Source organism: Kosakonia arachidis, from assembly GCF_900116535.1.
GTDB classification, from domain to species: domain Bacteria; phylum Pseudomonadota; class Gammaproteobacteria; order Enterobacterales; family Enterobacteriaceae; genus Kosakonia; species Kosakonia arachidis.
Genome location: NZ_FPAU01000004.1, coordinates 389,616 through 403,766 on the forward strand (window position 1 = coordinate 389,616; position 14,151 = coordinate 403,766).

The window sequence follows — 14,151 nt, forward strand, 5'->3', positions numbered from 1 at the left end:
TCTCACTTCATAAGTGAGGAAAAAATAATGTCGTTAGCAATGATTATCAGCCAGCCGGGTGGCCCTGAGGTTCTTAAAGCGGTGGAAAGAGAGCCAGTCAGTCCCGGTCCCGATGAAGTCCGTATCAGACACGAAATAATCGGCGTGAATTTCGTTGACATCTATTTTCGCTCAGGGCTCTACCCTCAGCCATATCCCCAGGCGGTGCCTGGTTTTGAAGGTGCCGGAGTAGTCATAGCAACGGGCAGTAACGTCAGCGCCTTTGCTGCAGGAGACCGTGTTGCCTATACGGGAAATCCGATGGGCGCTTATGCTGAATCCCGCAATATACCTGCCAGCCGCCTCATCAGGATTCCGGATGGTGTGGACACCCGTACAGCTGGTAGCACGATGCTTCGGGGCCTTACCGCACATATGTTGCTCAACAAAGTAAGGGAAGTCAGGGCTGGTGACTGGATACTGGTTCATTCTGCTGCCGGGGGGCTGGGGCAGATAGTGACCCGCTGGGCAACGATGAAAGGTGCCAGGGTTATCGGTACAACGGGCTCACCGGAAAAAGTGGCAACGGCCCGCCTTGCTGGCGCGAGTGAAGTCTTGCTCCATACAGATGCTGCATGGCCGGAGAAAGTCCGCGACATCACGGAAGGATATGGCGTGCATCTGGCCATCGACGGTATCGGAGGAACAATGCTGTCCAGAACGCTCAGCGTGGTCCGCCCTTTTGGCACTGTTGCCAGTCTTGGACAGCCTGCCGGCCCCATACCTCCGGTGCGGGTGGAAGAACTGGGATTTGCCCGATCTATAGCACTGATGCGACCAAGTTCACTCGCCTATACAGATGATGCCGCGCTTTACAGGAAAGGGGCCTCCGACCTTATGTCAGCACTGTCGGCAGGACTTGAAAATCACATTGGTGCTGAATTTACCCTTACCGATGCAGCAGAAGCACACCGGGTGCTGGAGGCGGGTCATACAACAGGAAGCGTCATTCTCACGGTTCAGGCTTAAGACTCTGACGTGAATGAAACGAGCGATGCAGGCATCTTTGAGGTATGCCATATCAGTGACGTGGCGACCAGGCTGGATTTATGTCCCTTAAGGACAATCATTCATCCTTTGTCGTCCCCTTCAGGTTTGTTCATGTCCGGCAGCCGGATCCAGTGAAACGAGCCAGATTTCCCCTCTGTCCATTTACAGGATCTCCTTGCCCATGGCAGGTGCATCAACCCCATTTCCGATCTTCATCGCTCATTTCGCCGTGCGGGTCGCACTGCGCCAGCCGTTCCTCAAGCGAATAACGAGGCCGCTTCCGGGGTTCAATAAACAGGCAGCCATTATCAATGGTTATGCCCACCTCGCTGTCCGTCGACAGCGCCAGCGTTTTCAGCACGGAGGGAGGAGGAACCGCCAGCATGATGGGTTTCGTTCTTGACACCGGAAGCAGATAAACAAAAATTGTTTTTGCGTTTCAAAGAATGACAACGCATCAGAGAAACAAAATGCGGCGCAGCTTCCGGTTCCGGGCTGCGCCGCCAGAGCATCAGCGATAGCGTGATGGCCAGATTTTTTCAGGTGCAACCTCTAACGCTTCGGCAATCAATCTTTCGCCTTTAGGCCAACGGCGGGTCAGCGCATTTGCCAGCGTGGAGGACGCCAGCCCGGCCTGACGCGAAAGCGCCGCCAGCGACGTGCCACGTTTTTTCAGCCCGGCGATGATATCGGCAGGATGCCAGTCAGATTGCATCATGCTTTAACCTACACGCTGTCGATAAGCTTCACGCCGCTGGCAGTCCGCAACCAGCGCGGCGCTTTCATTTCCGCCGCAAAGTAGTTGATCAGGTCGTACAACAGCCCGCTAAGATGTTTCTCGGTGTCAGAGGCAAAGCCATGGCCCGCCAGGGTTTGCGTGATGGCAAGGCAGTAACGACAAAGCTCAGTACATTCAGGCGCGAAACGGGGCGTGGTCGCGGGGAGCGTGTCAACGGTCAGGCTTTCAACCAGATGTGACGGTACGGGTTCTAACAGCGTGGGCTGGAGCAGCGTCAGGCAGGTGTTGATTCTGCCGCAGAGTGCCATTTTCAGTGTCGGATCGTCGCTTTCAATCAGGGTTTCGGCGAAGGTTTCGCAGTGGCCTGCGAGTACGGTGAAATCCGTGGCAGCATTGAAAGGAACAGCAAGTAACGAGTGTGTTTGAGTGGGGATCGTAGCCATAGTGGCAGCCTCCAGTAAGTGATTAATTGAACCACCACCGAAGAGACCAATCTTGCGGGTGGTGGAACCGGACGGAGTTGGTCTTACCGGCCTTACTGGACACCGGTGCGCCTTGCGGCGCCTCCGCCCGGCCCACCATTGAGATGTAGCTGGGTAAACGACATAAAAAAGACGCAAAGCGCGTCATATGTCGCCAGTAAGGAATATATTCAGGAGACCAATCCCGGCACCTGATTTTGCAGATGCGGTGGAAAGATACTGCTTTCAGTCAAAAACGGCAATAGGGAGTCGTGGAAGGCAGATCGCAGATTGTTATAAATATAAGCGTTAGTCGCTAAAGTATCCCCTTCATCAATGGCCTGTGCCATTTGAAGATCGGATTAGCATTGATGCCATGCAGGCGAGCGACAGGAGACACGGTCATACCGGGTTCCATAGTCTGCTGAATAATGGGAATGTTTTCCTGCGGAGTACGACGTCGTTCAGGTGGCCAAATTCTGTGTCACTAAATATGCCCTGATAATAATATCAGGGCATACAGGTTGAGCGAGTTCTTTATCGTCACTGTTTAGCGTCAAACCAGCTTTTCCACAGCGGGACGGCCGTGGCAAAGGTGCCTCTGTGCGTCGTTTTCCCGGTGGATATGGCCTCAACCAACGTATTTCCTGCTCCCATAGACTGTGCGTACGTCATTGCCATTTTACCCACTCCTATTGTGATCGCTTCATCAGTCTCTCCGTAGTAGTTGTGTACCGGAGACGCGATGACCCACCGATAGGCCTGGGCATTGCTAATTAGCCGACCATAGGCAGAATTCGCGAAATATTGTGGGTTGAAATATTCAGGGCGAATAAGTTTGTGCAGGTCAGACGTAATATCTGCTGGATTAAAAGGTTGGCGGTCATAGGCTTTTTTGGCCACATCATAATATTCATCGGTAATAACAGAGCGCGCCAGGCCTGGAATACCGTAATAGTTTTCGTAGGCAAAGGCAGAAAGTATCACAATGCTATTTAACCAGTCCGCATCAAATTTGCGCGGGAATGAAAGAAATCCATTCATAAGGGCAAAAACATCTAATGGCGCGCTGGCGGTTGCCGTCGCCTGTACTTTCATTCCTATGGCTTCGAGTTTTTCAAGCAATGCCATGGTCACGAAACCACCTTGTGACCATCCCGCCAAAAAAAGATGCGGATTTTCCAGCCCCATTTGCGCCAGAACCTGCCGCGATGAGTTAATCATGTCGTAGGTTGCCTGCTGATGACTGGCTTTTACCATATAACCTTCGGGTTCCGTGGAGATGCCCAGACCAAAATAATCAGCCCCAATAACAATATAGCCCTGTGAAGCAAACTGCGCGATCATCAATTGCGTCTCAGGAGATTCATCAGGAAAAGAGGGAACCTGGTGTTTTCCGTAAACAGTCCCATGTTGGTAGGAAACCATTGGGAAAGATTTTCCCGCGGTGTCAGGAATGGCAAGCAGTCCTGAGGTCATCGTGGGTTTGTTGCCATGTTCAGGAATGGATGAAGGATAGATCACGCGATAAAGCTTAACGGCATTTTTGGCCGGTGTATATTTCACATTAACGCCTGAAAATGCGGGTGTATCAACGGTCAATATTTTATTCAGACGATCTACGTCCCAACGGCCAATAAGCTCATAGGTTATCCCATCGGAAACGTTAATCGGTTGGTGTGTTGTCTCTTGTGCAAATGCCGATACCGCACAAAGCGCCAGCAACATAGAAAAGAAACGATTAAAAGCTCTTAACATTTTCATCCCCTTATCTTTTTTATATACATAATATTAAGTTTATGAAAAATAACGTCTATTCTATTGCGTTCATTACCTGTAAAAAAGCAGCCCACTAAATTAAAAAACGATTGCTTACTCAAAAATGAGCACAGTCGGGAATAATGATTAAAAACACCTTTTTAAGGCCCACATGATCGCACAATAACACTCGTTTTTTTAAATGCAATCCAGTGAAGCAGATAAAATTTCTTATGTGAAGTGCGTTGAAAAATCGCAGCGGAGGATTGCATTAATAAAAAAGAATTCCTCTTTGGCTTCGGTGCCTGTTGTATCATTGTCAATGTGTAGTCCTTCTGGTTTTTAGTACCACCGATAATGAGAATTCCCTGACGTGGGGGACTACACAGCAGAGCACCAGATTTAAAAAGCCCGCTTAAGGAAACTTCAGCGGGCTTTTTTCAAGGCAGTAACGACACAGCTCAGTATATTCAGGCGCGAAACGGGGAGGGGCGCAGGGGGATCGCCATTTTCAGTGTGGGATCGTAGCCATAGTGGCAGCCTCCAGGCAGTGATTAATTGAACCACCCCCTTCGGCGTTCAGCAACAATCAGCGCCAGGTTGCCCCGGCGCGGTGAGTTAGCTTGCCTGCACGCGCAGCGGTGCTGTAGCGGCAATCAGCCACTCGCGGGAGTTACTGCTGACCCGCGGTAACAGCATTTCACGCACCTGCTGGTGATAATCATCCAGCCACTGTTTCTCCTGCTCGTTCAACAGGCTCCATTCCACCTGACTTAAATCAATGGGGATCAGCGTCAGGGACGAGAAGCGGCAGAAGCCGGGCTGGCTTTCCACCACTTCCACCTGATTTTCGATACGAATGCCGTAACGATCCGCCAGATAGTAACCCGGTTCGATGGTCATAATGTTTCCGGCGCTGAGCGGCCACGGGTTGACCTTTTTCGCAATACGCTGCGGTTGTTCGTGGATCAGCAACTGGTGGCCGACGCCGTGTCCGGTGCCGTGATCGAAATCCAGCCCCAGATCCCAGAGCGCGCGGCGGGCAAAGGCATCAAGCTGGTGGCCGTGTGTACCGGCAGGAAATTGCAGGGTAAACATCGACAGAAAGCCTTTCAGCACGGCGGTGTAGTGCAGGCGCTGTTGCGCATCCAGCGGGCCAAATGACAGGGTACGCGTGGCGTCAGTGGTGCCGTTCTGGTACTGGCCGCCGGAATCGTTCAGGTAGAAGTTCGCGCGGGTGATGGCTTTGTTGGTTTTCTCGCTGCTGTGGTAGTGGCACATGGCGGCGTTGCTGGCTGAGGCCGAAATGGTACTGAAGCTCTGCTCGATAAACCCGGCCTGCTGCTGGCGAAATTCCAGTTGCTTCTGCTGGGCCTCCAGTTCGGTGACCGGGTTGCCCGCGGCTTCACGCACCGGCACTTCCTGCGCCAGCCACGCCAGAAAATTCACCCACGCCGCGCCATCCTGCTGGTGGCTTTCGCGGTAGCCCGCCAGTTCAAGCGGATTTTTATGCGCTTTGATAAAGGTGATCGGATCCGCGCTCCACAGCACTTCGCCACCTTGTTGTTCGATGGCAAAACGCAGTGCGACGGGGGCAAAATCACCGTCGAGCAGGATCCGTTTACCGGGCGCAACCTGCTGGCAACGTGGCAGAAATGCGTCGAAATCGCTCAGCGTCAGCGAGGCCTTCACGTCAGCAGACAGCGCCGCTGTTTTGCGCGGATCGACAAACCACTCTACCGCGCCATCCCGGCTCAGCAGGGCAAAAGAGTGTGCCACCGGGTTCATCGCAATGTCGGAACCACGGATATTCAGCAGCCAGGCAATATTATCCGGCAGGGTGATGGCAAGAAAATCCGCCCCTTTTGCCGCCAGCACTTGCGCAATGCGCGCGCGTTTATCGGCACTGCTTTCGCCGCTGATGGCGACGGGCATTTCACGGATCACACCGCAGGGTGCTGCCGGGCGATCGTGCCAGATGGCATCGAACGGATCGCGCGTCAGCGCCACCAGTTCGCAGTGTGTGGCGTCAAGGGCGGTGAACTGGCTGTTGACCATCAGCAGCGGTTCGAAACCGATGCGGCTTCCGGCGGGCAACGCAGCAAGAACCTGATCCAGCGGCTCGTTGTGCAGATGATGGATTTCAAAGGCGTGCAGATCCACTTCGCTGCGTACCTGTACCTGGTAGCGACCATCGACAAACATTAACGCGCGATCGCGCAGTACCAGCGCCAGCCCGGCTGAGCCGGTAAAACCGGTGAGCCACTGCAATTTATTATCGTGTGGGGCGCAGTCTTCGCTCTGATGCGCATCGGCGCGCGGCACAATCATACCGTCAAGCGCCAGCGCGACGAGTTGATCGCGTAACGCCTGTAACGGTGTTGAGGTTTGCATAGTTAATCCTTTTTTCTTATCTGAACGGCGGTTCGTTGAAGGTGCGCAGCTTACGGGAGTGCAGGCGATCGCCCTCCGCCCGCAGCAGGTCAATCGCCCGAATACCAATTTGCAGGTGCTCGGAAATGGCCCCTTCATAAAAACGGTTTGCCTGGCCGGGGAGTTTGATCTCACCGTGCAGCGGTTTATCCGACACGCACAGCAGCGTGCCATACGGCACACGGAAGCGGTAACCCTGTGCAGCAATGGTGGCGCTTTCCATATCGATCGCTACGGCGCGGCTCAGGTTAAAACGCAGCGCTGAGGCGGAATAGCGCAGTTCCCAGTTACGGTCGTCGGTAGTCACGACAGTACCGGTACGCAGACGCTGTTTGACTTCTTCGCCTGGCATATCGCTTACCGCTTTGGTGGCGTCGTACAGTGCGCGCTGTACTTCGGCGATGCTCGGGATCGGGATATCCGGCGGCAATACCGCATCCAGCACATGGTCGTCGCGCAGGTAGGCGTGCGCCAGCACGTAATCGCCAATCTCCTGGCTTTCACGTAATCCGCCGCAGTGGCCAATCATCAGCCAGACATCCGGGCGCAGCACGGCGAGGTGATCGCAGATGGTTTTGGCATTTGACGGCCCGACGCCAATATTCACCAGCGTGATCCCCTGGCCGTCCGCGGTCACCAGATGCCAGGCGGGCATTTGATGTTTTTTCCATGCCAGATCGGAAATCGCCTGTTCCGGCGCTTCGGTATCGGCGGTGATCCAATGCCCGCCTGCGCAAGAGAGCGCGACATAGGGGCTTTCTGGATCGAGGATCTGGCTGCAACCCCAGCGCACGAACTCATCCACATAGCGGGTGTAGTTGGTGAACAGCACAAATGGCTGGAAATGCTCAACCGGCGTGCCGGTGTAGTGGCGCAGACGCGCCAGCGAAAAATCCACGCGGCGGGCATCAAAATGCGACAGCGGATAGAGCTCGGTCGGGTGGAACAGGCCATCAGCGGTTTCATCGCCAATCTGCGCCAGTTCGGTGGTCGGGAAGTGGCGCGTCAGACCGGCGCTCATCGAGCGATCCAGCGTCAGCTCAGAACCATCAATCACATACGGGTAGGGGATCTCATGGGCGGAGAGGCCAACTTCGATCTGTGCACCGTAGTCCTGGCACAGTAACGTCAATTGTTCGAGTAAATAGGCACGAAACAGGGAAGGGCGGGTGATGGTCGTGGTATAGCAGCCGGAGTGGGTAAAGCGGGCATAAGCGCGGGTTTTTGGCGGTTTCGTCGCGCTGCCGTTCCAGCGTACCGACAGCGACGGGTAGACGAACAACCCTTGCGCGCGGACTTCAGCTGCCGGGAGTTCACCGTTTTCAATATAGCGGCCAATGGCGTGGCGCAGGGCATTGACCGATCGGTCATACAGCGCCTCCAGTTGATCCAGCGCCTGCTCCGGTGTCAGGTGTGCACCTTTATTCATCGTTATCTCCTTGTCTGCTTCTACGGCGGTTTCCGATAGTATGTCACAGGCGTGTGAAACAAAAGCCGTGCAGGCGGGGATTCAGAGGAAACGGGGGAAGCGCCCGGCGCGGCACTGCGCCGGGGCAGAGGTTAGCCGCTGATCTTCACCAACGTGCGGCCCTGGATTTTGTTTTGCAGGAAATCAGCGGCGGTCGCGGGTGCCTGTTCCAGCGTGATTTCCGTTGCCGCTTGCTGGTAGTAGCTCTGCGGCAGGATGCGGGCGAGATTTTGCCATACTGCCGGACGTTGCGCCGTCGGCACCATAACTGAATCGACGCCTTGCAGGCGGACGTTGCGCAGGATAAACGGCATGACGGTGGTCGGCAGATCGAAACCGCCCGCCAGGCCGCAGGCCGCCACGCACCCGCCATAGTTAGTCTGCGCCAGCACTTTTGCCAGCACATGGCTGCCGACAGTATCGACCGCGCCGGCCCACAGTTGTTTCTCCAGCGGGCGCGTCTGTTCGAAATCGCTGCGCGGCAGGATCTCGTCAGCACCCAACTGGCGGAGAAAATCGTGGGTGGATTCGCGGCCTGTAACGGCAGCAACGGTGTAACCCAGCGCTTTCAGCAGTACCACAGCGGTGCTGCCCACGCCGCCGCTGGCACCGGTGACAAGCACTTTGCCGTCCTGCGGTTTCACCCCGGCTTCCTGCAATGCCATCACGCACAGCATGGCCGTAAAACCGGCGGTGCCGATGATCATCGCATGACGTGCGCTCAAATTTTCCGGCAAAGGCACCAGCCAGTCGCCTTTCACGCAGGCCTGCGCCGCAAGGCCACCCCAATGATTTTCACCCACGCCCCAGCCAGTGAGAATAACCGACTGGCCCGGCACAAAGCGCGGGTCGCGGCTTTCACTGACGCGGCCGGAAAAATCGATGCCCGGCACCATCGGGAACTGGCGAATGATTTTGCCTTTACCGGTGATGGCCAGCGCGTCTTTGTAGTTGAGACTGGACCAGTCAATATCGACCCGGACATCGCCCTCGGCCAGCGCAGGCAGCGCCACGTCTTTGACTTCCGCCAGGGTGTTATTCTCAAGCTGTTCCAGAACTAATGCTTTCATGACTGCGTTTTCCTCGTCGGATAACGTTGATTATTCGGCAGTTTTGCCGTCCTGTGCAGGTGTTATTTCGCTGTAATACTGTGCCGGAAGAACGCCCAGAACTGGTTGAGGGGATCCACAGAGCGGAACAGTTTGGCGCGCATCACTGCGCCTTCCCAGCTGGACCAGAACTGGCGAGCCAGTTCGCCGGGCGGTACGTCTGTCGCCAGCTCGCCGCGCAGTTTTGCCTCGTCCAGGCAGGCTGCGACGCGGCTTTCCCATGCGTTGAGGATCGCCTGCAGGCGTTCGGGGAAGGTTTCCGGTAAAAGTGGTGTTTCCTGTAGCAGGTTGCCGACCAGGCAGCCGCGGCGGAAATCGTATTTCGCCATCCCCTGACCTGCATGCAGCACAAAAGCCTCTATCCGTTGCAGCGGGGCGTGTTGTGTATCGAGTAAAAACGTGCCGAGTTTATGCGCGAAGAAGCTGCCATAAGCCTCGATCACCGCCATACCGAACTCCTGCTTGCTCTTGAAGCAGTGGTAGAACGAACCTTTTGGCACGGCGATGTTTTTGATCACCGCATCAATTCCGGCGGCTAAATAGCCGGTTTCGGTGATCACTTCGAGGCCTGAACGAATCAGCGCCTGGCGGGTATCCGCGAAGTCGCGTTCCACCTTTGGTGGACGCCCTCGACGGGGTTTTGCCAGCGCTGCCGTTTCGTTAGCCATAATTTAGACCGATCGGTTTTAATTGGCTACAGGCTACGCCGATAATCAATGCTAAGCAAGCTAAGGGCATGAAAAAGGCCCGCAAGAAATCACGGGCCTTGCAGAGGTATGTTACCGACGGGCGCACTATCTTCCCTTTCGCGCCCGTGGGTAGACCGGACTAGGCCGTCGTATTGATATTACGACCAATTGCCGGGTTGGATGGTAACTGAGGGATCTGCTGAATGATATCGGAAGCCATTGACTTCTGAGCATCCAGCGCCTTTTTGAGCACCAGCGTACTGACCTGCCCATCAAGCTGATAGGAGTCCAGGCTGCTGGCCAGAGAGGCAATTTGTATCGGATCCATTTTGATCATCCTGTGTTGTAGAACAAACAACTAAAGAACAGTTATGCATATAACTGTACAGGATTTATCGGCAGCAGGTGATGAATCTTTAAGCGGAGCACGGATAACCCAGGGCCGGATGTCCGCTTAACACCTGCATCGGTGGCGTGGTTACGCTGCTCCATATTTTTTGTAAAAGTGGCTAACTCTTTCGCTCTGGCAGGTTACCGCCTAAGCAAAGCTTACCGCGACAAAGTTGAAAAGTACGGTGAGCGCACTTGATGGTCTATGCTGGTTTGAAATGCAGCGTATTGCCGCTGGCATTTCAACGCTGAGAACGTTCGGTATGAGGATTTCAACCGCTGAGGCCGAAGCCCGCAATAATCTGACAAGAAGCACATGGCAGATCCCTGCCGACCCGTCCGCACTTTAACGTGCCGTCACTTTTGAGTATGTTTCAACGTAGCGACCAAGGACATAACGGCATGATTATTATCAACTGTTCCGCCGATGCTGCCGCCCATTTATATGGAAAATACAAAAAGGGTCGCGATGAGGTTTTTTTTGAGCCCGCGTCTTCTGTACAGGACACAGTCGCCGAACGGCAGGAAAAGCTAAACGTGCAAGATCTTACGCAATGGGTCGTGCACGCCGTGAAAATGGGGCGATCTACCAGCCTGATTGCTATGGAGTTCACTACCCGCTGGGTGCACGTCATTCATCAGGTCCGCAAAGGTGATGTAAACGGATTTATTGAACGTCTCAATAACAGGCTGGTCAACGGTATCCAATGGCTGGGAGGCTATTTTTCGTTATTTACGGTTGAAGATCTGGCCGCGTCGGTCGAACGTTACTTCTCCCGGCACCGTGAGATTCGTTTTTACCTGCAGACGGACCGTAGCGCGATGACGCATATTAATCAGGTTAGCGCGTTCTATCAGGATGCTTACTACAGCATTGGTGCTTTTCCGGAAGATGAAGAGACCGCCCTTGCATTTGATTTGCGGCTAAATGATGACTGGCGTTGCCGTAAAGGAGAAGCGTTTGATCTCCGTGTTGATGAAAAGATGCTGATCCACTGGATGACGCACTATCTCAGTCAGAAAAGTCAGCAAACAGAACAGATCCTCGCCAGGATAAGAGAGATGAGAAGGGAGACGTTTATGAGTAATGCGGATTTACATTCAATATGACGCAACTGCTAAATAGCTTCTCATATATCAAGAATAGTGTCTCGGCTAATATGCAAGTCATACTTTCGTTTAATAACAAACCGCCTTCGTATGAAATGAATTATGTTAATTAATACCATAGCATAACCACGGAAAGACCTTATCATTTGAGCGGTAAATTAAAAAATCCCCTAAGATGTCAGAAAAAAACAATAATGCGATTTATCCTAAATAACGGTGTGATTCTACATAATATCCAGCTCGGACTTTAACAGGATAAGTCACGCTGGATTGGGTTGTTGGATGAAATATTCTTCCACAATACATATTCGGGGCGTAATTATTGAGCTTGTTGCTGTTGATATTCACATTATCCTCCCGCCCGTATTGTAACACTGACCGCACAGCCGCGAGTTAGCTCGCCGGAATATAAGAAGACGACAACAGCTATAAGAGAGCGTCGCCTATTGGATATATCTGAAAATGATAGTGGTGATTGTGACTGAATATTTATTTTCATCATTGGTGATAATAATCGGTCCAAAAGTTAAAGCGCATTTATTGGTAATTTTTACCGGGTATACGTGGCAGGATTTTCTTGTTTTAATTAATTCTTGCTGTAACAGACCATTTAATACCGGACACACTACACTTTTGTACTGATGTTCCATTCACGCAGGCGAAAAGGAGGCAGACCAGGTTATGCCCTGATTTCGACGCGACCCTATGACGATATAGTGCACCGTTAACTCGTTTTCTCTGGGGATACCAGAAGGAGTAATGATGATCGGCCTTAATTCCTCCCTACTGATTATAAGCGACCTGGACGGCTCATTACTGGATCACCATGACTACAACTGGAATGCGGCCCGCCAGTGGCTCGCACGGCTGAAACAATCTCGCATCCCGGTAATTATTTGCTCCAGCAAAACTGCAGCAGAGATCGTGCCATTACAGCAACAGCTCGGTATCGCGGGTTCGCCGTTTATTGCTGAAAACGGCGCACGTATCGTGATGACAGGGGAGGCCACAGGAGCCGATACCCCAGGTGAGGAGTACCGTGTGCTATGTCAGCACCTGGACGCGCTCAGGAGCCGGTTCTGTTTTACCGGTTTTCATGCGTTAAGCGATGCGGATGTTGCTGACTATACAGGCCTGACGCTGGCGGAGGCACATCTAAGCCGTCTGCGCGATGCGTCGGAAGTGCTGCTATGGCGAGATGATGAACAACGGCTCGAAGATTTCCGTATTGCGCTGGCAGGGCATGGGCTTGCCTTAACCCGTGGTGGACGTTTCTGGCATGTCATGCCCGAAGGTTGCGACAAAGGCCATGCACTGGTCTGGTTGCGGCAACAGCTTGAACAACAGGAGGGCAACCCCCGGATCACGATAGGTTTAGGCGATGGCCCGAACGATATCCCCATGCTGACGCGCGTCGATTATGCGGTAGTGATTAAGGGAACAGGCACAAAATCTGTGGTTTTGCCGCGTACTGACGAAGAACACGTTTATTACACCACCCTTGCTGGCCCGGAAGGCTGGCGTGAGGGGCTGGATTATTTTTTATTAAACCCTGCAATGGGTGCCAGACCGGAGGATAAACAATGAGTGATTTTTATCAGAATGGTGTACTGACTAATTTTCACAATCTTACCCGCCGGCGTGTCGAATCCCTGGACGAAGAGATGGTTCGCTTTGCCCAAAAACGAAAAATGGGGTTGATTCTGCCTGCGCTATTCTCAGAGCTGGAGGGCCCGGCTATGGATAATATCGTCAGGGAGCTGGCGAAAGTCCCCTGGCTGGAAGAGATTGTGATTGGCCTTGATCGCGCCGATCGCCAGCAGTTTCTCTTTGCGCGCGAGTTTTTCTCCCGGCTACCACAGCGGCATCGCATTCTGTGGAATGACGGCCCCCGCCTTAAGAGCCTGGCTGACGAACTGGGCAAAGAAGGCCTGGCACCAGAGCAGCCAGGCAAAGGATGCAACGTCTGGTTCTGTGCGGGTTATACGCTGGCTTCCGATCGCTCACACTGCGTCGCATTGCATGATTGCGACATCACCACCTACGAGCGCGGAATGCTGGCACGCCTGCTGTATCCGCTGGCCAACCCGGCGTTTCAGTATGAGTTCTGCAAGGGGTTTTACGCCAGGGCTGAGGGCGGCAAACTGAATGGGCGCGTCGGTCGTTTGCTTGTTGGTCCGCTTTTGCGTTCATTGCAAAAAGTGTATGGCCATTCTGAATACCTGGACTATCTCACCAGTTTCCGTTATCCGCTGTCCGGTGAGTTCGCCATGCGCACACGCGTGCTGAACGGCATCCGGATCCCCGGCGACTGGGGATTAGAGATTGGCGTGTTATCAGAGATCTACAGGAACTACACCACACGTCAGACTTGTCAGGTCGAAATCACCGATCATTACGATCACAAGCATCAGCCATTAGCGGAGGAAGATGGCACCGGCGGGCTAAAGCGCATGAGTAATGACATCGTGCAGTCGCTGCTGCGCAAGCTGGCAACCATGGGAGTACCTCTTACCGGCGATTCATTTCGCGTGCTGAAAGCGACGTACTATCGCAATGCGCTGGATATGATGGAGATCTACAACCACGAAGCCATAATGAATGGCCTCAGTTTTGACCGGCACGTTGAAGAAGCGGCGGTAGAAATGTTCACCCAGGCAATCCTTGATGCAGGGGAAGCATTTATTAAACGGCCGAACGAAAAACCCTTCATACCCAGTTGGAGCCGTGTTCAGTCCGCTTTTCCGGATATCCTGCAACGTATCATGCAGGCAGTGGAAGAGGATAATAGAGGGAATGTCTGATCTTCCACACGAGCGATAGCCCATCCTCTGTTCCTGTTCCTCATGGATCAGGCATCAAAAACCCGCTTCCGGCGAAGGGTTATCGTTTTGGGCGGGTTATTATTTTATCCCGGTCGCGCACAGGCAATGACTCACTTCCATCGACGGCGCGGTCATTTAAA

Annotated in this window: 11 protein-coding genes and 3 pseudogenes; 4 read left to right on the top strand and 10 right to left on the bottom strand. The window is 53.5% G+C overall.

The window, feature by feature from the left end; genetic code table 11:
• The first annotated feature begins 27 nt into the window (after positions 1-27).
• The gene (locus tag BM427_RS16735) at positions 28-1,008 is read left to right on the top strand and encodes a quinone oxidoreductase family protein (protein WP_090123419.1); all 981 of its coding nucleotides are present in this window, start codon (positions 28-30) and stop codon (positions 1,006-1,008) included.
• 183 nt (positions 1,009-1,191) lie between these two features.
• On the opposite strand, the pseudogene BM427_RS16740 reads toward BM427_RS16735, so the two are convergent.
• The 10 genes and pseudogenes from BM427_RS16740 to BM427_RS16785 all read right to left on the bottom strand — a co-directional run bounded on the left by BM427_RS16740 (position 1,192) and on the right by BM427_RS16785 (position 10,014).
• A pseudogene (locus tag BM427_RS16740) lies at positions 1,192-1,414 on the bottom strand (AbrB/MazE/SpoVT family DNA-binding domain-containing protein).
• Between the two features lie 126 nt (positions 1,415-1,540).
• Positions 1,541-1,747, bottom strand: coding sequence for a helix-turn-helix domain-containing protein (locus BM427_RS16745; protein ID WP_090123421.1), 207 nt, complete (start codon positions 1,745-1,747; stop codon positions 1,541-1,543).
• A gap of 8 nt (positions 1,748-1,755) precedes the next feature.
• Positions 1,756-2,211 (bottom strand): hypothetical protein, encoded by a 456-nt coding sequence (locus tag BM427_RS16750; RefSeq protein ID WP_090123423.1) that lies wholly within the window; start codon positions 2,209-2,211, stop codon positions 1,756-1,758.
• Positions 2,212-2,548: 337 nt separating this feature from the next.
• Positions 2,549-2,707 (bottom strand): annotated as a pseudogene (locus tag BM427_RS16755) (transposase); the annotation flags it as partial.
• Between the two features lie 65 nt (positions 2,708-2,772).
• The gene (locus BM427_RS16760) at positions 2,773-3,987 is read right to left on the bottom strand and encodes an alpha/beta hydrolase family protein (protein ID WP_090123424.1); all 1,215 of its coding nucleotides are present in this window, start codon (positions 3,985-3,987) and stop codon (positions 2,773-2,775) included.
• A 618-nt stretch (positions 3,988-4,605) separates the two neighbouring features.
• Entirely contained in the window at positions 4,606-6,381 is a 1,776-nt protein-coding gene (locus BM427_RS16765; RefSeq protein WP_090123425.1) for an aminopeptidase P family protein, read from the bottom strand.
• Positions 6,382-6,397: 16 nt separating this feature from the next.
• The gene (locus tag BM427_RS16770; RefSeq protein WP_090123427.1) at positions 6,398-7,849 is read right to left on the bottom strand and encodes an AMP nucleosidase; all 1,452 of its coding nucleotides are present in this window, start codon (positions 7,847-7,849) and stop codon (positions 6,398-6,400) included.
• 131 nt (positions 7,850-7,980) lie between these two features.
• The gene (gene acuI, locus BM427_RS16775; RefSeq protein WP_090123428.1) at positions 7,981-8,958 is read right to left on the bottom strand and encodes an acrylyl-CoA reductase (NADPH); all 978 of its coding nucleotides are present in this window, start codon (positions 8,956-8,958) and stop codon (positions 7,981-7,983) included.
• Between the two features lie 30 nt (positions 8,959-8,988).
• A pseudogene (gene acuR / locus BM427_RS16780) lies at positions 8,989-9,665 on the bottom strand (acrylate utilization transcriptional regulator AcuR).
• Between the two features lie 160 nt (positions 9,666-9,825).
• Positions 9,826-10,014, bottom strand: a complete 189-nt coding sequence (locus BM427_RS16785) for a YjfB family protein (RefSeq protein WP_090123432.1) — start codon at positions 10,012-10,014, stop codon at positions 9,826-9,828.
• A 464-nt stretch (positions 10,015-10,478) separates the two neighbouring features.
• On the opposite strand from BM427_RS16785, the gene BM427_RS16790 reads away from it, so the two are divergent.
• The 3 genes from BM427_RS16790 to BM427_RS16800 all read left to right on the top strand — a co-directional run bounded on the left by BM427_RS16790 (position 10,479) and on the right by BM427_RS16800 (position 13,990).
• Positions 10,479-11,186 (top strand): DUF6933 domain-containing protein, encoded by a 708-nt coding sequence (locus BM427_RS16790; protein ID WP_090123434.1) that lies wholly within the window; start codon positions 10,479-10,481, stop codon positions 11,184-11,186.
• A gap of 762 nt (positions 11,187-11,948) precedes the next feature.
• Positions 11,949-12,773, top strand: coding sequence for a mannosyl-3-phosphoglycerate phosphatase-related protein (locus BM427_RS16795; protein ID WP_090123436.1), 825 nt, complete (start codon positions 11,949-11,951; stop codon positions 12,771-12,773).
• Positions 12,770-13,990 carry a glycosyltransferase family protein gene (locus tag BM427_RS16800; protein ID WP_090123438.1) on the top strand — a complete coding sequence of 407 codons (1,221 nt, stop codon included), beginning with the start codon at positions 12,770-12,772 and terminating at the stop codon, positions 13,988-13,990. Before BM427_RS16795 ends, BM427_RS16800 begins: the two co-directional genes overlap by 4 nt.
• The last annotated feature ends 161 nt before the right edge of the window (positions 13,991-14,151 follow it).

Coding starts and splice junctions, on each gene's coding strand:
- BM427_RS16735 (WP_090123419.1), top strand. CDS start 28: ATGTCGTTAGCAATGATTATCAGCCAGCCGGGTGGCCCTGAGGTTCTT.
- BM427_RS16745 (WP_090123421.1), bottom strand. CDS start 1,747: ATGATGCAATCTGACTGGCATCCTGCCGATATCATCGCCGGGCTGAAA.
- BM427_RS16750 (WP_090123423.1), bottom strand. CDS start 2,211: ATGGCTACGATCCCCACTCAAACACACTCGTTACTTGCTGTTCCTTTC.
- BM427_RS16760 (WP_090123424.1), bottom strand. CDS start 3,987: ATGTTAAGAGCTTTTAATCGTTTCTTTTCTATGTTGCTGGCGCTTTGT.
- BM427_RS16765 (WP_090123425.1), bottom strand. CDS start 6,381: ATGCAAACCTCAACACCGTTACAGGCGTTACGCGATCAACTCGTCGCG.
- BM427_RS16770 (WP_090123427.1), bottom strand. CDS start 7,849: ATGAATAAAGGTGCACACCTGACACCGGAGCAGGCGCTGGATCAACTG.
- acuI (WP_090123428.1), bottom strand. CDS start 8,958: ATGAAAGCATTAGTTCTGGAACAGCTTGAGAATAACACCCTGGCGGAA.
- BM427_RS16785 (WP_090123432.1), bottom strand. CDS start 10,014: ATGGATCCGATACAAATTGCCTCTCTGGCCAGCAGCCTGGACTCCTAT.
- BM427_RS16790 (WP_090123434.1), top strand. CDS start 10,479: ATGATTATTATCAACTGTTCCGCCGATGCTGCCGCCCATTTATATGGA.
- BM427_RS16795 (WP_090123436.1), top strand. CDS start 11,949: ATGATCGGCCTTAATTCCTCCCTACTGATTATAAGCGACCTGGACGGC.
- BM427_RS16800 (WP_090123438.1), top strand. CDS start 12,770: ATGAGTGATTTTTATCAGAATGGTGTACTGACTAATTTTCACAATCTT.